Here is a 19497-nt window from a genome sequence, read left to right as displayed (position 1 = left end):
GCCCAAGACTGTTCCTGTTGGTGATCTGGCAGGGTGCAAGTTGGGAAATTGAAATGATCCAGACTGAATCTCGACTCGAGGTTGCCGATAACACCGGCGCCAAGTCCGTCCTGTGCATCAAGGTGCTGGGTGGATCCAAGCGCCGTTACGCAAGTGTTGGCGACATCATTAAGGTGAGCGTGAAAGAAGCCGCTCCGCGTGGCCGCGTCAAAAAAGGCGAGGTTTATAGCGCCGTGGTGGTGCGCACGGCCAAAGGCGTGCGCAGGCCTGATGGTTCGCTCATCAAGTTTGACGGCAATGCCGCCGTTTTGCTCAACAACAAGCTGGAGCCGATTGGCACCCGCATTTTTGGTCCGGTGACGCGCGAGCTGCGTTCCGAGCGATTCATGAAGATCGTGTCGCTGGCCCCTGAGGTTATCTGAAAGGGCTGTTGCCATGAAGAAGATTCGCAAAGGCGATGAAGTCATCGTGATTGCCGGGCGCGACAAGGGCAAGCGCGGAAAAGTGCTTTCGCGCGTCAGTGAAGAACGCGTGATTGTCGAAGGCGTGAATATTGTGAAAAAGCACGTCAAACCCAATCCCATGATGGGTGTGCCTGGCGGCATCACTGAAAAGACGATGCCGATTCATCAATCCAATATCGCCATTTTCAATAGCGCAACAGGCAAGGCTGATCGCGTGGGTGTCAAGGCGCTTGCGGATGGTAAGCGTGTCCGTGTGTTCAAGTCCAGCGGTGAAGAAATCAGGGTGGCGTGAAATGGCACGACTGCAACAACACTATCGCGAAAAAGTGGTGCCCGAACTGATGCAAAAGTTCGGCTACAAATCCGTTATGGAAGTTCCTCGTCTGAGCAAAATCACCCTGAATATGGGTGTGAGCGAAGCTGTGGCTGATAAGAAGGTGATGGATCACGCGGTGTCGGATCTGGCGCGCATTGCCGGTCAGAAGCCTGTTGTGACCAAGGCCCGCAAGGCCATTGCTGGCTTCAAGATCCGCGAGGGGCAGGCGATTGGCTGCATGGTGACGCTGCGTGGCGTTCGCATGTATGAGTTTCTTGATCGCTTTGTAACCGTTGCATTGCCTCGCGTGCGAGATTTTCGGGGTATTTCGGGACGTTCTTTTGACGGGCGCGGAAATTACAACGTGGGCGTCAAAGAGCAAATTATTTTCCCCGAAATCGAATACGACAAGGTGGATGCTTTGCGAGGGTTGAACATCAGCATTACGACGACGGCCAAGTCTGATGAAGAGTGCAAGGCGCTGCTTTCAGCTTTCCGTTTTCCGTTCAAGAACTAAAGGGTAACGTTGTGGCAAAAACCGCTTTGATCGAGCGTGAACTCAAGCGCAAAAACCTGGCCGCCAAATATGCGGCTAAATATGCCGAACTAAAGGCTGTCGCTGGTGATGTCAAACGTTCCGAGGAAGAACGTGCACAAGCCCGTCTGGCATTGCAGAAACTGCCGCGAAATGCCAATCCAACGCGCCAGCGCAATCGCTGCGAAATTACAGGGCGTCCGCGTGGCACATTTCGTCAATTTGGACTGGGTCGAGCCAAGATTCGCGAAATGGCCTTTTCTGGCGATATCCCTGGCGTAACCAAGGCAAGTTGGTAATCCGGGCAGGAGATACATAATGAGCATGAGTGATCCCATTGCCGACCTGCTCACGCGCATTCGCAATGCGCAAATGGTCGCAAAATCTACAGTTGTAGTTCCTTCTTCCAAAGTCAAGGTGGCAATTGCCCAGGTGCTGAAAGATGAAGGATATATTGATGGTTTTCAGGTGAAGGCTGATGGCAAGAAGTCAGAGTTGGAGATCACTCTGAAATACTACGCAGGTCGGCCTGTTATCGAGCGTATTGAGCGTGTAAGCCGCCCTGGCCTGCGCGTTTATAAAGGGTGCGAGAAGTTGCCTCAGGTGATGAATGGTCTGGGGGTGGCAATCGTGACGACTCCAAAAGGCGTTATGACGGATCGCAAGGCGCGCGCTGCCGGTGTTGGTGGCGAAGTGTTGTGCTACGTGGCCTAATGCGCGGAACAAAGGAGAGATGAAATGTCCCGTGTAGCAAAAATGCCCGTGGCGATACCTTCTGGCGTCGATGTCAACTTGAAGGATGATCAAATTACGGTCAAAGGCGGCGGAGTAGAGCTGAAATTGGCTCAGAACGCTTTAGTGAAAATCTCGTCTCAAAATGGTGTTTTGTCTTTTGAACCTGCTGATGAAACGCGGGAAGCAAATGCCATGAGTGGAACCATGCGACAGCTTGTCAACAACATGGTCGTTGGCGTAAGCAAAGGGTTTGAAAAGAAGTTGGCCTTGGTGGGCGTGGGCTACCGCGCTCAGGCGCAAGGCAATAAGCTGAATCTTGCGCTTGGGTTTTCGCATCCTGTAATTATTGAGATGCCTGCAGGTATTTCTGTAGCTACTCCTTCGCCGACGGAAATCGTGATTAAAGGAGCTGATCGCCAACGAGTCGGCCAAATCGCTTCTGAGATTCGTGCAATACGGCCTCCGGAGCCTTACAAAGGCAAGGGTGTGCGTTATGCTGACGAAAAGGTCATCATTAAAGAGACCAAGAAGAAATAAAGGCTTCTCATCATGTTGAATAAAAAAGAGCAACGTCTGCGTCGCGCCCGGCAGACCCGTATCCGTATTGCAGAACAAGGGATCGCGCGTCTTGCGGTCAATAGAACCAATTTGCATATTTACGCCAGTTTGATTTCTGACGATGGCGCCCGTATATTGGCGAGCGCTTCAACGATAGAGCCAGAAGTTCGCAAGCAATTGGGTGGATCTGGAAAGGGTGGCAATGTGGCGGCTGCAGAGATCGTTGGTAAGCGTATCGCCGAGCGTGCCAAGGCTGTTGGCGTAGAAAAGGTCGCTTTCGATCGGTCTGGCTTTTCTTATCATGGACGTGTCAAGGCGCTGGCCGATGCTGCGCGTGAGGCTGGATTGCAGTTTTAATTTTTGCGAGGCGAATCAAAATGGCTAAATTTCAGGCGAAAATGCAAAGCGATGGCCCTGAGGATGGCTTGCGCGAAAAGATGATTTCAGTCAACCGCGTTACTAAAGTTGTTAAAGGGGGCCGTATTCTCGGCTTCGCTGCTTTGACTGTTGTTGGCGATGGCGACGGGCGAGTTGGCATGGGTAAGGGGAAATCCAAAGAGGTGCCTGCCGCGGTGCAAAAGGCCATGGATGAGGCCCGTCGCAACATGACGAAAGTTTCTTTAAGGGATGGCACCATTCACCATAATGTAACGGGGACGCATGGTGCCGCTGTTGTCATGATGGCGCCTGCTCCGAAGGGTACGGGCATCATTGCTGGCGGCCCTATGCGCGCTGTATTTGAGGTGATGGGAATTACTGATATCGTGGCGAAAAGTCACGGTTCTTCTAATCCATATAATATGGTACGGGCCACATTTGACGCGCTTGCCAACTGTACGACTCCTGCGGAAGTTGCTGCCAAGAGAGGCAAAAGTGTCGATGATTTGTTTGCGTAATTCGCAGGGATGTGAGAGATGGTTAAGGAAAACAAGACGTTAAAAGTTCAGCTTGTCCGCAGCCCGATTGGATGCAAAGAGTCTCATCGTGCGACCGTCCGTGGTTTGGGTTTGCGTAGGTTAAATAGCGTGCGTGAGCTGGAAGATACTCCGGCAATTCGAGGCATGATCAATAAGGTTGACTACCTGGTTAAATTGCTTTAATCGGTTGTTAATTAAAGGATTGCAAATGGAACTTAATGGAATTAAGCCCGCTGCGGGAGCTAAACACGCGCGTCGCCGCGTTGGGCGTGGCATTGGCTCTGGTCTGGGGAAAACTGCTGGCCGAGGTCACAAGGGCCAAAAGTCGCGTTCTGGCGGTTACCATAAGGTCGGCTTTGAGGGTGGTCAGATGCCTTTGCAGCGTCGATTGCCGAAGCGAGGGTTCAAGTCTGTTTCCTTGAGATTTAACGCGGAAATTACGCTCTCGGATTTGGCTTGTTTGCAAGTTGAAGTGATTGATTTATTGCTGCTGAAAGAAAGGGGTTTAGTACCTGCTCATGCCAAGACTGTCAAGGTGATCAAGTCCGGAAATCTGACGAAGGCTGTTAAATTGACGGGTGTGGCTGCGACGGCAGGGGCGAGGCTGGCAATTGAAGCGGCTGGTGGTTCCATTGTCTGATTAGAGCGGACATCGTGGCAATAGACGCAGTGCGGATCGCGAAAACGGGAAAATATGGTGACCTACGCCGTCGCCTTGTTTTTCTGCTGCTGGCGCTCGTGGTATATCGAGTTGGCGCGCATATACCAGTTCCGGGCATCAATCCAGACCAATTACGGCAGTTTTTTTCAAGCCAAGGAGGGGGCATATTGAATTTGTTCAATATGTTTTCTGGTGGGGCGCTTTCTCGTTTTACGGTTTTTGCATTAGGGATCATGCCTTATATTTCGGCATCGATCATCATGCAGCTTGTTTCCTACGTTGTTCCATCTTTCGAGCAGCTCAAAAAAGAGGGTGAGGCTGGTCGGCGCAAGATCACCCAATACACACGATATGGAACCTTGGCGCTGGGAATCTTCCAGTCTTGGGGAATTGCAGTTGCGTTGCAATCGTCGCAAGGATTGGTACTGAATCCGGGATTGCTTTTTCAATTGACAACGGTGGTTAGTCTGACTGCTGGAACTATGTTTTTGATGTGGCTTGGTGAGCAGATTACCGAGCGAGGCTTGGGGAATGGTATTTCAATACTAATTTTTGCGGGTATCGCTGCTGGGTTGCCAGGAGCTATTGGTGGCATGCTTGAGCTGGTTCGTTCAGGAGCGATGAGCGAGATAGTGGCGCTGTTTATCTGCGCACTGGTTGTGCTGGTAACTTATTTTGTCGTGTTCGTTGAGCGTGGACAGCGAAAAATCTTGGTAAACTATGCCCGCAGGCAGGTTGGCAACAAAGTTTACGGGGGGCAGTCGTCTCATTTGCCGTTAAAATTAAATATGGCAGGCGTTATTCCGCCGATTTTTGCTTCTTCTATTATTTTATTGCCGGCAACAGTCGTTGGGTGGTTTGGTGCAGGAGAGTCTACCCATTGGCTTAGTGATATTGCCGCGGCGCTTTCTCCTGGGCAGCCAATTTATATTATGCTGTATGCGACAGCTATTATTGGTTTTTGTTTTTTCTATACGGCGCTGGTTTTTAATAGTAGGGAGACGGCGGATAATCTGAAGAAGAGTGGTGCTTTTATTCCTGGCGTCCGGCCTGGAGAGAATACTGCTAAGGCTATCGACAGAATTCTGGCACGTTTGACTTTTGTTGGTGCTATCTATGTGACCTTGGTTTGCTTGTTGCCAGAGTTTTTGATACTGAAATACAATGTGCCGTTTTATTTTGGCGGAACCTCGTTGTTGATTTTGGTTGTCGTGACAATGGATTTTATGGCGCAGGTTCAGACGTACATGATGAGTCAGCAATATGAGTCTCTGTTGAAAAAAGCGAGCTTCAAGGCGTCTCTGTAGAAGTGAATATTTTGGTTTAGGAGAATTGGATGAGAGTTTCCGCATCAGTAAAGAAGATTTGTCGCAACTGCAAAATTATCAGGCGCAAAAATGTCGTGCGCGTGATTTGCTCAGATCCGCGGCATAAGCAGCGTCAGGGTTGAGTGGCGTCACTTTCCTGCGATAAATTGTTTAGAGGCTAGAAACTATGGCTCGTATTGCTGGTATCAATATCCCACCGCATCAACACGCAGAGATCGGGTTGACGGCTATTTATGGCATTGGTCGTGCGCGAGCGCGCAAGATTTGCGACGCTTGCAGCATTTCGTATTCTAAGAAGGTTAAGGATCTGAGTGATGCCGATCTGGAAAAGATTCGTGACCAGGTTTCCCGATTCGTAATTGAAGGCGACCTTCGCCGCGAAACTACGATGAATATTAAACGCCTTATGGACATCGGGTGTTATCGAGGTTTTCGTCATCGCCGGGGACTGCCTTTGCGTGGGCAACGCACGCGCACAAATGCACGAACCCGCAAGGGGCCTCGTAAGGCGGCTCAGTCTTTGAAAAAATAATTTAAGAGAGAACAGTTATGGCAAAGTCTCCTGCAGGGAATGCTGCACAGCGCGTACGCAAGAAGGTCCGCAAAAATATTGCGGACGGGGTCGCTCATGTGCATGCTTCATTTAACAATACCATTATTACGATCACTGATAGGCAGGGGAATGCCTTGTCTTGGGCTTCCTCTGGTGGGCAAGGATTTAAAGGGTCACGCAAATCTACCCCCTTTGCTGCGCAGGTTGCTTCAGAGGTGGCAGGCCGTGCAGCGCAAGATCAGGGCATCAAAAATCTTGATGTTGAAATCAAAGGGCCAGGTCCGGGTCGGGAGTCTTCTGTTCGTGCGCTGGCAGCTCTTGGAATCCGTATTACATCGATTTCCGATGTGACGCCTGTCCCTCATAATGGGTGCCGTCCTCAGAAGCGGCGACGCATTTAATATTATCGTTGCCAGGATCGGTTTGTTCTGGTGTTTGCAATCAAGACCACTGCCGTCGCATTGTTCAGCGTGAAGGCTCCCTCACCTAATAAGTGAGGAAGAAGGAAAAAAGGAATTTAAGGTGGCACGTTATATCGGACCCAAGGCTAAGCTTTCTCGTCGCGAAGGCACAGACCTTTTCTTGAAGAGCGCCCGTCGCTCGATTAGTGACAAGGCGAAATTCGATACGAAACCCGGTCAGCATGGTCGGACTTCTGGCTCACGCACCTCAGATTATGGCTTGCAGTTGCGCGAAAAACAGAAGGTTAAGCGCATGTACGGTGTTTTGGAAAAGCAGTTTCGCCGTTATTTTTCGGAGGCTGATCGCCGTCGCGGAAATACAGGCGCGAATCTCCTATTTCTACTCGAATCTCGTCTGGATAACGTGGTTTATCGTATGGGTTTTGGATCGACTCGTGCCGAAGCGCGCCAGTTGGTTTCGCACAAGGCCATTCTCGTGAATGGCCAGTCTGTGAACATTCCCTCATATTTGGTGAAAGCGGGCGATATCATCGCTGTCCGCGAGCAATCCAGAAAACAGACACGTGTCCAAGAGGCCTTGCAATTGGCTGCTCAAGTGGGTATGCCATCTTGGGTTGAGGTCAGCGTCGACAAAGCGGAAGGCGTTTTCAAGAAGGTGCCAGATCGCGATGAATTTGGTGCTGATATTAATGAATCGTTGATTGTTGAATTGTATTCACGCTAGTTTTGGGTCTCGTCCCTTAGTGTTCCACGCCCGCCACCTTGGCGGGTTTGGTGCTTCACCAACCTTGCTGGTGCAACGAACCGCAGGTATTGAGAGGAAGTTCGGAATATGCAAACAAATTTGCTGAAACCCAAAAGTATTACGGTCGAATCTTTGGATGACAATCGAGCCGAGGTGATATTAGAGCCTTTTGAGCGGGGATATGGTCACACCTTGGGTAACGCCTTGCGGCGTGTGTTGTTGTCATCCATGGTAGGATATGCTCCTACTGAGGTAACGATTGCGGGCGTTGTTCATGAATATTCAACTCTGGACGGCGTACAGGAAGATGTCGTTAATATTCTGCTGAATCTCAAGGGAGTCGTCTTTAAACTGCATAACCGCGATGAGGTGACGCTAACTCTGCGTAAGGATGGAGAGGGGGTGGTAACTGGAGCGGACATCCAGGTGCCTCATGATGTAGAAGTCGTGAACCCTGGGCATGTTATTGCTACGCTTTCGCAGGGCGGCAAGCTAGATATGCAGATTCGGGTGGAGAAGGGCAGAGGTTACGTTCCTGGCAATGTCCGGCGTTACGCTGATGAGGGATCTAAGCCAATTGGGAAAATAGTGCTTGATGCGTCTTTTTCGCCGATTCGCCGTGTTAGTTATGCCGTAGAAAGCGCGCGTGTAGAGCAGCGCACTGATCTTGATAAATTGGTTTTGGATATTGAAACGAATGGCACGATCAGTGCTGAGGATGCTGTTCGTGCAGCAGCCAAGATTTTGGTTGAGCAGTTGGCAGTATTTGCCCAACTGGAAGGGCACGAGCTGGCGGCCTTCGACCAGTCAACACAGAAGGGGGCGGCGGATCGTTTCGACCCAATCTTGTTACGCCCTGTCGATGAATTGGAATTAACGGTGCGTTCGGCCAACTGTCTGAAGGCTGAAAACATTTATTATATAGGTGATTTGATTCAGAGAACGGAAAACGAGTTGCTGAAAACGCCGAATCTTGGGCGTAAATCACTTAATGAGATCAAAGAGGTCCTGGCTTCTCGTGGACTGACGCTTGGCATGAAGCTGGAAAATTGGCCGCCTTTGGGTTTGGATAAGCGCTAATTGAATGAGTGAGAAGTTTTGGAATGATGTCCGCTGGATGTCGTTCGTTTGTGCGCCATGAATGGCGCCATGTGCCGAAGGCCGTACCTGATACGGCGGTCTTTTATAAGCAAAGAAAGGAAGCACTATGCGTCACCGTCATGGTTTACGCAAACTCAACCGCACCAGCGCCCATCGTCAAGCGATGCTGCGCAATATGATGAATTCGCTGATTGAGCATGAGGCAATCAAGACGACCTTGCCTAAGGCCAAAGAGCTGCGCAAGGTCATTGAACCCATGATCACGCTTGCGAAGAAGGATTCTTTGGCTAATAAACGCTTGGCATTTAATCGTCTGCGCGATCGCGATAGTGTTGTCAAGCTGTTTGCCGTACTGGGGCCTCGCTATCAAGCCCGTCCTGGAGGATATACGCGCATTTTGAAGATGGGGTTTCGCGTAGGGGATAACGCTCCGATGGCTTTTGTTGAGCTGGTAGACAGACCTGATGTCGTTGTTGAGAGCAGTGACTTGCAGGAAGCTAAAGAATAAGGTACAATATAATTTCTTTTATCGCGCGGTGGAGCAGCCTGGTAGCTCGTTGGGCTCATAACCCAAAGGTCGGAGGTTCAAATCCTTCCCGCGCAACCAATATTTAAGGCCTGCCAGCTATTGGTAGGCCTTTTTGTTTGCTGGATGAAGAAGAACGAATGTCGATAGTAACTCCAATTGCGTTTGCTCTTCTGACTTCACTAACAGCGGAGTCGTTGCATTCGATGACTCCATCGAAGGGGCCACCGAGTTGCGTGAATTGAGAAGAACAGCTACTAGGCCGAATCGACATTCATCCGGTATCTCCGGCGGATGTCCGAGACCAAGCATCCGCGGCCCAGCTGCTACGAATTGACCCAAACCCAATGGGAGCGAATCGAAGATCTGCTCCCAGGCAAGGCCAGTGACCCTGGGCGTACGGCAGCGGACAACCGCAGCTTCGTCAATGGCGTGCTGTGGGTGTTGCGCTCCGGGGCGCGCTGGAGTGATCTGCCGACGCGCTACGGAGCCTGCAAGAGCGTGCACAAGCGCTTTACCCGCTGGGCGGCCAAGGGCATCCGGGAGCGGGTGTTCCAGTCCCTGATTCAGGATCGAAGCAACGAGTATCTGCTGATCGACAGCAGCATTGTCCGGGCGCACGCACAGGCGGCGACCGGAAAAGGGGGCAACGCACCCGGCTCTGGGGCGTTGCCCAGGAGGTCTGAGCACGAAGATCCACATGGCGGTGGATGGCCAGGGCCGCCCGGTGCGATTTATCCTCACTGGCGGCCAGCGTAACGACATCACGCAAGCGCCAGCGCTGCTGGCCGGGTTCAAGCCCAAGTGCGTCTTGGCCGACAAAGGCCATGACAGCCGGCAACTGGTGGCGCAGATCCACTCGCTCGGCGCCCAGCCGGTGATCCCGCCTTGCAGCTGCCAGCAACCGCGTGCCTACGACAAGGCACTGTACCGACTACGCAATCGCATCGAACGTTGCTTTGCCAGGCTCAAACCGTTTCGCCGCATCGTCACTCGCTTCGATCGCAAGCCCTCCCACTTCCTGGCTTTCCTCTACCTCGCATCGATTCCCTTGTGGGTGGGGTGAATGTCGATTCGGCCTAGTGGAATGGCCGTAAGAGGCATTTCAGGCCCCTTGAATTCGCTCCTCTTTCTAATTTTTTCCTCAGGGCCAGACTTTGAACGGGTGCAGAACGCGGCTGGCATCTCATTGACTGTGGCGATGCCATGCGGCGCCAGCTTCAGCGCGCGCCAGCGGCCACTGCGGTTGATTGCGCCGCTGTCCGTTTGGCAATGGGTTGCGGGTCATGCAGCAATGCAGTCAGTGGCGTGTGCTCTATGTCATTGAATTCATTGACAGAGCCACGCTGCCTGCCGCGCCTGGCGCCGCCTTGCGGCCCCGCCACCACAGCCCCGAAGAGCAGGCTGTCCTGCTGGCTGAGGTGCAGGGGCTTTGCCGGGGCAAACTTCACTTGGTGCGCGATTCCGGCCGTTACGTCCTGGGCTTTGACGGCGGCATGCGCCAGCAAGCACCATGATTTCGCTCTTTTATTCGTAGCATCATGTCCTAGTGCAAACTGGGCTGAATGGCATATCTGGCCTTCAAATCTGCTCCTGTTTCTGATGTGGATTGACCGCAGCCAGATCATGAACAGGTTCTTAAAACGGCCCTTTTCCGCCCATTCCGGGAGGCATGGGCGGCAGGCCGCCGCCGAGCAGGCCGCCCAGGCCTTTCATGCCGCCCATGCGGCGCATGAGCTTCATCAGGCCGCTGCCTTTGAGCTGTTTCATCATGCCCTGCATCTGCTCGAACTCTTTGAGCAGGCGGTTGACTTCCTGCACATGCACGCCCGCGCCCTGGGCGACGCGGCGCTTGCGGCTGGCCTTGAGCAGCTCGGGCTTGCGGCGCTCTTCGGGGGTCATGCTGTTGATGATGCCTTCCTTGCGGCGGATGTCTTTTTCGGCGCGGGCCAGGTCGGCTTCGCTGGCTTTGGCGGCCAGCTGGGTGGGCAGTTTGTCCATGAAGCTGCCCAGGCCGCCCATTTGCTTCATCTGCTGGAGCTGGCCGAGAAAGTCTTCCAGGTCGAAGCCGCTGCCTTTTTTCATTTTTTCGGCCAGCTTCCGGGCAGCGGCCAAATCCACGCCTTCGGCCACTTGCTCCACCAGAGCGACGATGTCGCCCATGCCGAGGATGCGGCCCGCGTGGCGTTCGGCGTCGAACACTTCCAGGCCGTCGATTTTTTCGGATGTGCCCGCGAATTTGATGGGCGCGCCGGTGATTTGCCGCACCGACAGCGCCGCGCCGCCGCGCGAGTCGCCGTCCATCTTGGTGAGCACGATGCCGGTGAGCGGCAGCGCCTGGCTGAAGGCTTTGGCGGTGTTGGCGGCGTCCTGGCCCTGCATGGCATCGACCACGAACAAAGTTTCCACGGGTTTGAGGGCGGCGTGCAGGGTTTTGATTTCCTGCATCAGCGCTTCGTCAATGGCCAGGCGGCCTGCGGTGTCCACCAGCAGCACGTCGTAGTACTGGCGGCGGGCGTGGTCCAGGGCGGCGCGGGCGATGTCCAGCGGCTGCTGATCGGGCGAGGAAGGGAACCAGTCGGCGCCGGCCTGCGCCGTCACGGTTTTGAGCTGCTCGATGGCGGCGGGGCGGTACACGTCGCCCGAGACGGTGAGCACTTTTTTCTTGCGCTTCTGGATCAGGTGGCGCGCCAGCTTGGCCGTGGTGGTGGTTTTGCCCGCGCCTTGCAGGCCGGCCATGAGGATGACGGCGGGCGGTTGCGCGGCCAGGTTGATGTCGCTCACGCCTTCGCCCATGGTGGCGGCCAGCTCGCGATTGACGATGCCCACCAGCGTCTGGCCGGGCTTGAGGCTGCCCAGCACTTCCTGGCCCAGCGCTTTTTCTTTCACGCGGGCGATGAAGTCGCGCACCACGGGCAGGGCCACGTCGGCTTCCAGCAGGGCCATGCGCACTTCGCGCAGCATGTCGGCCACGTTGCTTTCGGTGATGCGGGCCTGGCCGCTGATGTGCTTGACCAAGCGCGAGAGTTTTTCGGTAAGGGCGGAGGCCATGTCAGGAAGGGCGATGGAAAAGGGCGCTGGAATGCGGCGCGGACAAGGGAAATCGGGAAATCGCGCGCCAGGCGCGAAAGAAGAGCCAAGAGGGCAGCAGCGGTGGCGAAAGCGTGAAAGAGCCATGAAAAAGCCCCTTGCGCAGAGGGGCCAGCCGCTAAACTTGTGCGCATGATTTTAGCCAGCCCCCCTCTTGAAGGCGTGCTTTTGGGCGCGGGCGCGGCGCTGGCTTACGCCGTGCCGGCGCTGGCTTGGCGTGCGCTGGGCGAGAGGCGTGCGCGCTGGGCGCTGGTGGTGGCCTGGGCGTTGCATGCGGCGGCGCTGGGCTGGGCGCTCTTGGGCGGACATGGCGGCGCGCGCTTTGGCTTCGCGCAGGCGCTGTCCGTGACGGCTTGGTTGGTGGTGACGGTGTATGTGGTGGAAAGCCAGGTGCTGCCCCAGTTGCGTGCGCGCTGGGCGCTGGCCGGTTTTGGCTCGGCGGCGGTGCTGCTGGCGCTGTTTTTCCCGGGGCAGAAACTTCCGCCCACGCAATCGCCCTTGCTGCCGCTGCACTGGGCGCTGGGCATCGCTTCCTACGGGTTGTTTGCTGCCGCCACAGCGCACGGCTGGCTGATGCTGCGCTCCGAGCGCCTGCTGCGCCAGCGCGCACAAAACGCCAGCGGCGTGCCGCTGCTGACGCTGGAGCGGTTGATGTTCCGGCTGATCACGGCCGGCTTCATCGTGCTGTCGGCCACGCTGCTGGCTGGCGGCATTTTTGGCGAAACGCTGTATGGCAGCCAGCACACGGGCTGGCGCTGGGATCACAAGCGCGTGTTCACGCTGCTGTCGTGGGTCACGTTCGCCGTGCTGCTGCTGGGCCGCTGGCGGCTGGGCTGGCGCGGGCGGCGCGCCGTCCACGTGCTCTACGCAGGTGCGGCGCTGCTGCTGCTGGCGTATGTAGGCTCGCGCTTTGTGCTGGAAGTGCTGCTGGAGCGCACGGCATGAAACTGCTGGTGCTGCTGGCCGTGGTGGCCGGGCTGTGGTGGCTGCGGCGGCTGGCGCAGGTGGGCCGCCTGGCAAGGCAGCTGCGGCAGATGCGCCAAGTCAGCCGCGAGGCCCCGCCCCGCCCCGCCCCGCAGCCCATGCTTCGCTGTCTGGTGTGCGGCACGCAGACGCCTGCCAGCGAAGCCTTGCAAGATGCCCGTGGCGCGTATTGCTGCGCGGCGCATCAGGCAAAGGCTGCGCAGGACGCGTTATCCCGCACTGGGGAGAGAAAAGAGTGAATTCTTCCTCCGCAGAACAGGCCCGTTTTGCCGAAGCGCGGCTGCTGAACCGCCTGACCGCCGCCAGTGCGGCCGAGTGGCCCCAGCCGCCAGAGACGCGCCGCAGCTTCACGAGGCTGTGGAATGCCTTTTTGACGGCGCGCACGCTCATCGCCCTGGCGCTGCTGGCCTTGCAGGGCTTGGCGTGGGGCATGGGCCGCCCGGCGCCGCAGGTGGCGGTGTGGGTCTGCGTCACCTATCTGGTCATCACGCTGGTCACCCGCCTGTGGCTGACGCCGCCGCCCGTCCGCACCGCTGGCGTGCGCTGGCTGTGGGTGGCGGGCGTGGATCTGCTGGTATTCGCCCTGCTGCACTGGTGGCAGGAAGCCGCCAGCTACACGCCGCTGTTCGTGGTGCCGGTGCTGATGACGGCCATGCTGGCCACCCGGGCGCTGGCGCTGGGCACGGCGGCCGTGGCGACGTTGCTGCTGCTGTCCAACGCGGGCTGGACCTATCTGACGGAAAGCCGCGTGTCGGTGGACAGCTTCTCGCAAGCGGCGCTCAGCGGCGCGGGTCTGTTCGTGCTGGCTTTGCTGACCAGCCAGCTGGCCGCGCGGCTCAAGCAGGAAGAAAGCCAGGGCCGGCGCGCGCACGCCGAGGCTCTGCTGCAAACGCTGGTCAATGACCTGGTGATCGAATACATGCACGATGGCCTGCTGGTCGTGGACGAGCAGCTTGCGGTGCGCGCCGCCAACCCGGCCGCGCGCGCCATGCTGGGCACGGACGAGGTGGTCACGCCCGCTTCTTTCGCGCTGACGGACGATGCCGCCTGGGCCGATCTGGTGGCGCTGGCCCGGCAGGTGCTGGCCGACGGGCAGGAGCGCACGGCTGAAATCACCCTGCAACGCGAGGGGCAGACTGCACGCCATGCGCTGGCGCGCGTGCAGCATACGCCCGCGCCCATGCCCAGCGCCAAGGGCCTGTGCGTGTTTTTCATGCAGGATTTGCGCGAAATGCAGGCGCGCGTGCGCACTGAAAAGCTGGCCGCGATGGGGCGTTTGTCGGCCGCCGTGGCGCATGAAATCCGCAACCCGCTGGCGGCCATCAGCCAGGCCAACGCGCTGCTGCTGGAGCAGCTGGACGATCCGGCCATGCGGCGCCTGTCGGGCATGGTGGCGCAAAACGCCCAGCGGCTGGGCCGCATCGTCAATGACGTGCTGGACGCTGCCCGCGTGCAGCACGAAGGCAGCACGGGCACATTGCAGCAAATCGCGCTTGACGAAGAGGTGGCCGATATCTGCACCGGCTGGGTGCGCCAGCACGGCATCAAAGGCAATCTGCGCATCACGCTCAGAGGCGAAGACGCACAGGTGCGCTTTACCACTGACCATCTGCACCGCGTGCTGGTCAATCTGCTGGACAACGCCTTGCGTTATGCCGCGCCAGGCGAAGGGGCCATTCAGGTCGTGACGGAACTCGTCTCTGCGAAGCAGGCCCGCCTGGCGGTCTGGAGCAAAGCCCCTGCGCTGGAGCCGGGCGTGCAACGCCACTTGTTCGAGCCGTTTTTTTCTTCCGAAAGCCGCTCCAGCGGCCTGGGGCTTTTCATCTGCCGCGAGCTGTGCCAGCGCCACGGCGGCGCCATCGCCTACGAACGCGCCTCGCGTCTGTATGAGGGGCAGCTTGTGGAAGGCAACGAATTCTTCGTCACCCTTGAGCGCGTTGCCGCGCCCGCCGCCGTGCCCGTGCAGCCCCAGCTTGCGCTCAATGATCCCGCCTGACCGCCATGACTACAGCCGCACGCATTCTTGTCGTTGATGACGAACCCGACCTGCTCACCCTCTACGAGCTGGCCCTCATCCGCGAAGGCCATCAGGTGCAGACCGCCAGCACGCTGGCCGAAGCCCGCAGCGCCCTGGCCGAAGCCACGTTTGACGTGCTCATTACCGACATGCGCCTGCCTGACGGCCTGGGCATGGAGCTGCTGCGCGAACTGGCCGCCGCCAGAAGGCCGGAGCGCAGCATCATGGTGACGGCCTACGGCTCTCCCGAAACCGCCGTGGAAGCCCTCAAGGCCGGCGCGTTTGACTACCTCACCAAGCCGGTCGATCTCAAACAGCTGCGCACCGTTGTCGCCTCTGCCTTGCAAGACGCGCCCGCGCCTGCCAGGGCCGCTGCCCCGGCGGCATCCGCTGCGCCCGCCGCTCCCCAAGCTGCGGCGGCGCGCCCGGCCCCGGCCACCCCGTCCCCCGCCGCGCCTGCTGCACCCGCTGCGCCTGCATTCGAAGGCGAAGACATCAGCCCGCAAGGCCAGGCGGCGCTGGCGCGGCTGGTAGGCCAGTCGCCAGCCATGCAAATGGCCAAGCAGCGCATAGCCAAAGTGGCCCGCAGCATGGCCCCCGTGCTGGTGCACGGCGAATCGGGCACGGGCAAAGAGCTGGTGGCAAGTGCCGTGCATGCATGCAGCCACCGCGCCAGCGGGCCGTTCGTGCCCGTCAATTGCGGCGCCATTCCTGAGAACCTGCTCGAAGCCGAGTTTTTCGGCGCACGCAAAGGCTCCTACACCGGCGCCACGCAAGACCGCGCCGGCTTTTTTCAGGCCGCTGCGGGCGGCACGCTGTTTCTGGACGAAATCGGCGACCTGCCCCTGGCCATGCAGGCCAAGCTGCTGCGCGCCATACAGGAGCGGCGCGTGCGCCCGCTGGGCGCCACCCAGGAAGAGCCTGTAGACGTGCGCATCGTCAGCGCCACCCACAAAGACTTGGCCGCCCAAGTGCAGGCCGGCCACTTCCGGCAAGACTTGTATTACCGCCTGAACGTCATTGAACTCATCGTGCCGCCCCTGCGCGAGCGCCGCGAAGACCTGCCCCTGCTTTGCCAGGCGCTGCTCGCGCGCATCGCCAGCGAGGCGGGCAGCCCGCCGCTGGCCCTGACGCCGCAGCTCATGCGCGACATTGCCTCCCAGCCACTGGAAGGCAACGTGCGCGAACTTGAAAACCTGCTGCACCGTGCCGTGGCGCTGGGCGAAGTGGCCTTGGCTGGCAGTCCCGGCGCGCTGGACTGGGCCGATGCCGCGCGCATTGCCGCCGCCGCCACGCCCGCCTGGCCGCCGCCTGCCGCCGCCATGCCTGCGCCAGCGCTCGCGGCGGCATACCCGGCTGCGCCGCCGCATGCCCAGCCTCCACAAGCGTTTCAGACGCCTCAAACGCTGCCTCAAATGCCGCCTCAAACGCCGTCTCTTCAGGCGCCGCTCCCGCAAGCGCCGTTTTACGGCCAGCCTGCCGCGTCCGCGCAGCCGCCGCAGCCTTACCCGCTGCCATCCGCCGTGGCGGCGCAGCCTTTCGTGCCGCCTCCCGCGCCTGCCGCGTTCCAGCCGCCCGCGCCCACCTTCGCCGAGCAGACGGCCCGCGCGGCCCAGGCGTATGGCGCTCCTTTTTCGCTGGAGCCTGCGCCTGCCGCGCCGCCCGCCGCGCCCGTTTCAGATGCGGGCCTGCCACCGGGCGAGGCCGTTGCCAGCGGCCAGACGCCCCTGCCGTCTGATCTGGAAGCCTGGCTCAACGAGCAGGAGCGCCAGGTGCTCATCCGCGCGCTCAATGAAACGGGCTTCAACCGCACGGCCGCCGCCGCCCGCCTGGGGCTGAACCTGCGCCAAATCCGCTACCGCATGGCGCGCCTGGGCATCGTTCCGCCCGGCAGCCACGCCGAAGAAAGCGGTAACGACGGCGATGACGGCGAAGCAGCCTGACCCCGCTTTTCCCGCTACTCCCGCCGTCTCCGTCTGGCAAGCCGGCTGGTTAGCTGGCGCGCGCCGCTGCCCCTCGCCCAACATTGGCGCGCGTCCTGCGGGCGTGGCGATCAACCTCGTCGTCATCCACTCCATCAGCCTGCCGCCCGGCCAGTACGGCGGCGACGAAGTGCAGCGCCTGTTCACCAATACGCTGGACTGGGACGCCCACCCCTGGTTCAGCCAGATACGCGGCCTGCAAGTGTCGGCCCACTTCTACATCCGCCGCACGGGCGAACTCTGGCAGTTCGCCCCTGTGCAGGCGCGCGCCTGGCATGCAGGCGCTTCCAGCTACGAGGGCCGCACCAACTGCAACGACTACTCCATCGGCATCGAGCTGGAAGGGCTGGAAGGCGGCCTGTTTGAAGACGCCCAGTACGCCACGCTGGCCGCCCTGTGCCGCGCGCTGGCTACTGCCTGCCCCATCCGCGCCGTGGCAGGTCACGAGCACATTGCCCCAGGCCGCAAGCACGACCCCGGCAGCGGCTTTGACTGGCCGCGCCTGCGCCGCGCCTTGCAAGATCTTCATTGGCGTTTCCCATGCACTGATGCGCCGCCGAAGCCGTAGTGGTCCGCACCAGGGCGCGGGACGGGTATCAACAGCAGACGGATAGACGCTATTTTAGCTACTTTATTTGTAGCGCAATGTCCTAGTAAATACTGCGCCACTTGATATTTTGATGCCCTGTTTTTTGCTCCTGTTTTTTATTCATTCAGGCTTGCAGTGCATGCACATAGCCCGTCTGCGGGCGGCGAAAAACCGCTTGTACGGGGTCTGTATCGGGCGGCAGCGGCAGCCGCGCGCGCAACGGTTGCCTACCTAGTAACGTTACTAGATAGGAATGATCCCAGTTGGCAAATTGACATGAGGCTGTCAACATTTCGAAGGGCTTCTGGTGGTTTTTAGTCAAGCCAAACTGGTTGTTTCCTATTTTTCATGAAAGGATTTATATGGGAGTTTCTGTTCCTTCTTACAGCTGCATGGCCTATATGCCTGCTTCCAAGTGGGGGGAGGCGACGGAACGAGAGTCGCAGTCAATAAAACCAATGGAGGGTGATGCAGACCGCTCGGCAAAAGTGGATGGAGCCGTTGAAAAAATACGCGACAAGATGCATTCCAGTTTTTTCAATCCTGTCACCAATCAGGATTTGCGCGATGTGCAAAGCACGATAGCTGGTTTGCCGAATGAAGATGCCAGTGCGGTGGTGTGCGAGCTTTCGGAAAGTGAATTGCGCCGTATGGCCGATCAGGTCAACGATTCCTTTCTGTTTGGTGGTCTTGGTGGTGAGGAAAAACAGGCTTTTTTCGATACCCTGGCGCAAAAACTCGACGGCGAGCAGCTGGCGCGCATGACCAATGCCTTTGAGCGCAACTCGCTTGCCTCCACGGAAGACGTAAATGCGCTGGGGCGCTCCATTGCCAAGCATGCGAGCGACGATGTCAAACTGGAGTGCATCAAGGCACTTCAAGGCCGCAACGAACTGTCGGATCAGTCCTCGGTGATAGGCTTTGACTTTGGCTTTTTCTTAAGCGTAAGCGTTACGAAAAAAATGTCCGATCCGCAAGCTCAGGTTGCAGCGCAAGTCATTGCCAGCATGGGTGATGCCATGGCCGAGCAAACGCTGGGCCTGCTGAGGTCAAAAAACCTGGATGCCGTCATTAAAGGATCGGCCGATCCAACGTTCAGCACTGATACCATTCTTCTTCCTATTAAAAAATACGAAGCAGTTTCTTTCCAAAAACTGATGCAAACCGTTGCCAAGACGAAGAATGCAGACCTGAAAGCGCGAATTTTCGATTCGGCTGCCAGTGTGCTGAAAGACGCGGAGTCGAAAAATTTTCTTGTTTCTAGGCGTGTTGACGCGGCAGCCATGCGCAAAGGCATGTACGATATTTTGATGAGCGATGTTAATGGTGTCATAACCGAATTGGCTCGAAACAAAAAAACGCTTAGCGGAACAGCCATGGCTATTTATGCCAAATCGGCCATAAATGCCAAAGAGTATGAGCGGCTGGGTGATATTCAGGTTCGTTTGGCGTTAGGCAATGACTTGAAGGGAGATCACGTGAAGTTGTTCAATAGTCCTGATCAGGACTATATGCACGCGCGCAATTCCGGCTATTTTGCCGGGGCCATAGGCGCTGCCGTGACTTCCATTTCCAGCGATGTCAACAAACAGGCAGAAATCGTCAATGCGCTGATCAGCAGCGCGGCCACAGCGGTGGGTGCAGTACTGCCGCCGGTGGGCAGTGCCGTTGCGGGTGTAGGCGCGACGGCGAGTGGTTTGGTGGTCAAGGCCGTCTACGACCAAGTCGTCAGTAACAAGAGCGATGCCGTGACCAAATTGCAGGAGGCCTCTCTGCCTTTTGCCAGCAAACGCGTGCTTCAGAACGAAGAGCACGATCTGGAGCTAGCAGCTAAGTCGCCCGCGTTTTCCCAATTCGAAGACACATGGAGCTGGACCAAAGAGCACGCGAAGCCATGAAACTAGGGACGTTCGTCCGTTTGACGCACAGGCGCAAGGTTGGACTGAAGCATGCATGGCTGGTTGCCAGCCTGAT

Annotated in this window: 25 protein-coding genes, 1 tRNA gene and 2 pseudogenes; 26 read left to right on the top strand and 2 right to left on the bottom strand. The window is 57.7% G+C overall.

What is annotated here, in order from left to right:
* The first annotated feature begins 53 nt into the window (after positions 1-53).
* The 19 genes and pseudogenes from rplN to QB898_RS01530 all read left to right on the top strand — a co-directional run bounded on the left by rplN (position 54) and on the right by QB898_RS01530 (position 9927).
* Positions 54-422, top strand: coding sequence for a 50S ribosomal protein L14 (gene rplN, locus QB898_RS01620; protein WP_050715431.1), 369 nt, complete (start codon positions 54-56; stop codon positions 420-422).
* Between the two features lie 13 nt (positions 423-435).
* Positions 436-756, top strand: a complete 321-nt coding sequence (rplX, locus tag QB898_RS01615) for a 50S ribosomal protein L24 (protein WP_279523533.1) — start codon at positions 436-438, stop codon at positions 754-756.
* 1 nt (position 757) lies between these two features.
* A complete protein-coding gene (rplE, locus tag QB898_RS01610; protein ID WP_050715433.1) occupies positions 758-1297 on the top strand; it encodes a 50S ribosomal protein L5 in 540 nt (179 codons plus the stop codon).
* A gap of 11 nt (positions 1298-1308) precedes the next feature.
* Positions 1309-1614, top strand: a complete 306-nt coding sequence (gene rpsN, locus QB898_RS01605; RefSeq protein ID WP_082203183.1) for a 30S ribosomal protein S14 — start codon at positions 1309-1311, stop codon at positions 1612-1614.
* A gap of 19 nt (positions 1615-1633) precedes the next feature.
* Entirely contained in the window at positions 1634-2029 is a 396-nt protein-coding gene (gene rpsH / locus QB898_RS01600) for a 30S ribosomal protein S8 (protein ID WP_050715434.1), read from the top strand.
* Between the two features lie 24 nt (positions 2030-2053).
* A complete protein-coding gene (gene rplF, locus QB898_RS01595) occupies positions 2054-2587 on the top strand; it encodes a 50S ribosomal protein L6 (protein WP_279523532.1) in 534 nt (177 codons plus the stop codon).
* A 12-nt stretch (positions 2588-2599) separates the two neighbouring features.
* Complete coding sequence (rplR, locus tag QB898_RS01590; RefSeq protein WP_279523531.1) at positions 2600-2965, top strand: 50S ribosomal protein L18; 366 nt, start codon at positions 2600-2602, stop codon at positions 2963-2965.
* 20 nt (positions 2966-2985) lie between these two features.
* Positions 2986-3504 (top strand): 30S ribosomal protein S5, encoded by a 519-nt coding sequence (gene rpsE / locus QB898_RS01585; RefSeq protein ID WP_050715437.1) that lies wholly within the window; start codon positions 2986-2988, stop codon positions 3502-3504.
* A gap of 18 nt (positions 3505-3522) precedes the next feature.
* Positions 3523-3708, top strand: coding sequence for a 50S ribosomal protein L30 (rpmD, locus tag QB898_RS01580; RefSeq protein ID WP_082203184.1), 186 nt, complete (start codon positions 3523-3525; stop codon positions 3706-3708).
* Between the two features lie 25 nt (positions 3709-3733).
* Positions 3734-4165, top strand: a complete 432-nt coding sequence (rplO, locus tag QB898_RS01575; protein ID WP_050715438.1) for a 50S ribosomal protein L15 — start codon at positions 3734-3736, stop codon at positions 4163-4165.
* 14 nt (positions 4166-4179) lie between these two features.
* The gene (gene secY / locus QB898_RS01570; protein ID WP_279523530.1) at positions 4180-5493 is read left to right on the top strand and encodes a preprotein translocase subunit SecY; all 1314 of its coding nucleotides are present in this window, start codon (positions 4180-4182) and stop codon (positions 5491-5493) included.
* 29 nt (positions 5494-5522) lie between these two features.
* On the top strand, positions 5523-5636 hold the full coding sequence (gene rpmJ, locus QB898_RS01565; protein WP_082203185.1) for a 50S ribosomal protein L36: 114 nt from the start codon (positions 5523-5525) through the stop codon (positions 5634-5636).
* A gap of 44 nt (positions 5637-5680) precedes the next feature.
* Positions 5681-6046: a 30S ribosomal protein S13 gene (gene rpsM, locus QB898_RS01560; protein ID WP_102283362.1), complete on the top strand. Its 366-nt coding sequence runs from the start codon at positions 5681-5683 to the stop codon at positions 6044-6046.
* A gap of 17 nt (positions 6047-6063) precedes the next feature.
* Complete coding sequence (gene rpsK, locus QB898_RS01555; RefSeq protein ID WP_050715441.1) at positions 6064-6468, top strand: 30S ribosomal protein S11; 405 nt, start codon at positions 6064-6066, stop codon at positions 6466-6468.
* 121 nt (positions 6469-6589) lie between these two features.
* On the top strand, positions 6590-7213 hold the full coding sequence (gene rpsD, locus QB898_RS01550; protein WP_279523529.1) for a 30S ribosomal protein S4: 624 nt from the start codon (positions 6590-6592) through the stop codon (positions 7211-7213).
* A 108-nt stretch (positions 7214-7321) separates the two neighbouring features.
* Positions 7322-8314: a DNA-directed RNA polymerase subunit alpha gene (locus QB898_RS01545; RefSeq protein ID WP_050715443.1), complete on the top strand. Its 993-nt coding sequence runs from the start codon at positions 7322-7324 to the stop codon at positions 8312-8314.
* Between the two features lie 127 nt (positions 8315-8441).
* The gene (gene rplQ, locus QB898_RS01540; protein ID WP_279523528.1) at positions 8442-8843 is read left to right on the top strand and encodes a 50S ribosomal protein L17; all 402 of its coding nucleotides are present in this window, start codon (positions 8442-8444) and stop codon (positions 8841-8843) included.
* Between the two features lie 22 nt (positions 8844-8865).
* Positions 8866-8942: transfer RNA gene (locus QB898_RS01535), tRNA-Met, on the top strand.
* Between the two features lie 213 nt (positions 8943-9155).
* Positions 9156-9927 (top strand): annotated as a pseudogene (locus tag QB898_RS01530) (IS5 family transposase).
* 154 nt (positions 9928-10081) lie between these two features.
* Here the strand turns inward: QB898_RS01530 and QB898_RS01525 are convergent.
* Together QB898_RS01525 and ffh are read right to left on the bottom strand one after the other, a co-directional pair.
* The gene (locus QB898_RS01525; RefSeq protein ID WP_279523526.1) at positions 10082-10489 is read right to left on the bottom strand and encodes a hypothetical protein; all 408 of its coding nucleotides are present in this window, start codon (positions 10487-10489) and stop codon (positions 10082-10084) included.
* Between the two features lie 10 nt (positions 10490-10499).
* Entirely contained in the window at positions 10500-11912 is a 1413-nt protein-coding gene (ffh, locus tag QB898_RS01520; protein WP_279523525.1) for a signal recognition particle protein, read from the bottom strand.
* Between the two features lie 171 nt (positions 11913-12083).
* Between ffh and QB898_RS01515 the strand changes: the two genes are divergently transcribed.
* From QB898_RS01515 to QB898_RS01490, 7 genes and pseudogenes are all read left to right on the top strand, one after another.
* Complete coding sequence (locus QB898_RS01515) at positions 12084-12896, top strand: cytochrome C assembly family protein (RefSeq protein ID WP_279523524.1); 813 nt, start codon at positions 12084-12086, stop codon at positions 12894-12896.
* The gene (locus QB898_RS01510) at positions 12893-13174 is read left to right on the top strand and encodes a PP0621 family protein (RefSeq protein WP_279523523.1); all 282 of its coding nucleotides are present in this window, start codon (positions 12893-12895) and stop codon (positions 13172-13174) included. The genes QB898_RS01515 and QB898_RS01510 overlap by 4 nt, the downstream gene beginning before the upstream one ends.
* On the top strand, positions 13171-14931 hold the full coding sequence (locus tag QB898_RS01505) for an ATP-binding protein (RefSeq protein WP_279523522.1): 1761 nt from the start codon (positions 13171-13173) through the stop codon (positions 14929-14931). The genes QB898_RS01510 and QB898_RS01505 overlap by 4 nt, the downstream gene beginning before the upstream one ends.
* A 5-nt stretch (positions 14932-14936) precedes the next feature.
* Positions 14937-16346: pseudogene (locus tag QB898_RS01500) on the top strand (sigma-54-dependent transcriptional regulator); the annotation flags it as partial.
* Positions 16347-16367: 21 nt separating this feature from the next.
* Positions 16368-16895: a helix-turn-helix domain-containing protein gene (locus QB898_RS13380; RefSeq protein WP_199171019.1), complete on the top strand. Its 528-nt coding sequence runs from the start codon at positions 16368-16370 to the stop codon at positions 16893-16895.
* The gene (ampD, locus tag QB898_RS01495) at positions 16876-17502 is read left to right on the top strand and encodes a 1,6-anhydro-N-acetylmuramyl-L-alanine amidase AmpD (protein WP_279523520.1); all 627 of its coding nucleotides are present in this window, start codon (positions 16876-16878) and stop codon (positions 17500-17502) included. The genes QB898_RS13380 and ampD overlap by 20 nt, the downstream gene beginning before the upstream one ends.
* A 383-nt stretch (positions 17503-17885) precedes the next feature.
* Positions 17886-19421, top strand: coding sequence for a hypothetical protein (locus tag QB898_RS01490; protein ID WP_279523519.1), 1536 nt, complete (start codon positions 17886-17888; stop codon positions 19419-19421).
* The last annotated feature ends 76 nt before the right edge of the window (positions 19422-19497 follow it).

Source organism: Ottowia cancrivicina, from assembly GCF_029813755.1.
Lineage (GTDB): Bacteria > Pseudomonadota > Gammaproteobacteria > Burkholderiales > Burkholderiaceae_C > Ottowia > Ottowia massiliensis.
This window is presented reverse-complemented; position numbering and strand designations above follow the sequence as displayed.

Coding starts and splice junctions, on each gene's coding strand:
- rpmD (WP_082203184.1), top strand. CDS start 3,523: ATGGTTAAGGAAAACAAGACGTTAAAAGTTCAGCTTGTCCGCAGCCCG.
- rpsM (WP_102283362.1), top strand. CDS start 5,681: ATGGCTCGTATTGCTGGTATCAATATCCCACCGCATCAACACGCAGAG.
- ampD (WP_279523520.1), top strand. CDS start 16,876: ATGACGGCGAAGCAGCCTGACCCCGCTTTTCCCGCTACTCCCGCCGTC.
- QB898_RS01545 (WP_050715443.1), top strand. CDS start 7,322: ATGCAAACAAATTTGCTGAAACCCAAAAGTATTACGGTCGAATCTTTG.
- QB898_RS01510 (WP_279523523.1), top strand. CDS start 12,893: ATGAAACTGCTGGTGCTGCTGGCCGTGGTGGCCGGGCTGTGGTGGCTG.
- QB898_RS01490 (WP_279523519.1), top strand. CDS start 17,886: ATGGGAGTTTCTGTTCCTTCTTACAGCTGCATGGCCTATATGCCTGCT.
- rpsE (WP_050715437.1), top strand. CDS start 2,986: ATGGCTAAATTTCAGGCGAAAATGCAAAGCGATGGCCCTGAGGATGGC.
- rplE (WP_050715433.1), top strand. CDS start 758: ATGGCACGACTGCAACAACACTATCGCGAAAAAGTGGTGCCCGAACTG.
- rplN (WP_050715431.1), top strand. CDS start 54: ATGATCCAGACTGAATCTCGACTCGAGGTTGCCGATAACACCGGCGCC.
- QB898_RS01525 (WP_279523526.1), bottom strand. CDS start 10,489: ATGATCTGGCTGCGGTCAATCCACATCAGAAACAGGAGCAGATTTGAA.
- QB898_RS13380 (WP_199171019.1), top strand. CDS start 16,368: ATGCCGCCTCAAACGCCGTCTCTTCAGGCGCCGCTCCCGCAAGCGCCG.
- rplX (WP_279523533.1), top strand. CDS start 436: ATGAAGAAGATTCGCAAAGGCGATGAAGTCATCGTGATTGCCGGGCGC.
- rpmJ (WP_082203185.1), top strand. CDS start 5,523: ATGAGAGTTTCCGCATCAGTAAAGAAGATTTGTCGCAACTGCAAAATT.
- rplQ (WP_279523528.1), top strand. CDS start 8,442: ATGCGTCACCGTCATGGTTTACGCAAACTCAACCGCACCAGCGCCCAT.
- rplO (WP_050715438.1), top strand. CDS start 3,734: ATGGAACTTAATGGAATTAAGCCCGCTGCGGGAGCTAAACACGCGCGT.
- QB898_RS01515 (WP_279523524.1), top strand. CDS start 12,084: ATGATTTTAGCCAGCCCCCCTCTTGAAGGCGTGCTTTTGGGCGCGGGC.
- rpsH (WP_050715434.1), top strand. CDS start 1,634: ATGAGCATGAGTGATCCCATTGCCGACCTGCTCACGCGCATTCGCAAT.
- rplF (WP_279523532.1), top strand. CDS start 2,054: ATGTCCCGTGTAGCAAAAATGCCCGTGGCGATACCTTCTGGCGTCGAT.
- rplR (WP_279523531.1), top strand. CDS start 2,600: ATGTTGAATAAAAAAGAGCAACGTCTGCGTCGCGCCCGGCAGACCCGT.
- ffh (WP_279523525.1), bottom strand. CDS start 11,912: ATGGCCTCCGCCCTTACCGAAAAACTCTCGCGCTTGGTCAAGCACATC.
- rpsK (WP_050715441.1), top strand. CDS start 6,064: ATGGCAAAGTCTCCTGCAGGGAATGCTGCACAGCGCGTACGCAAGAAG.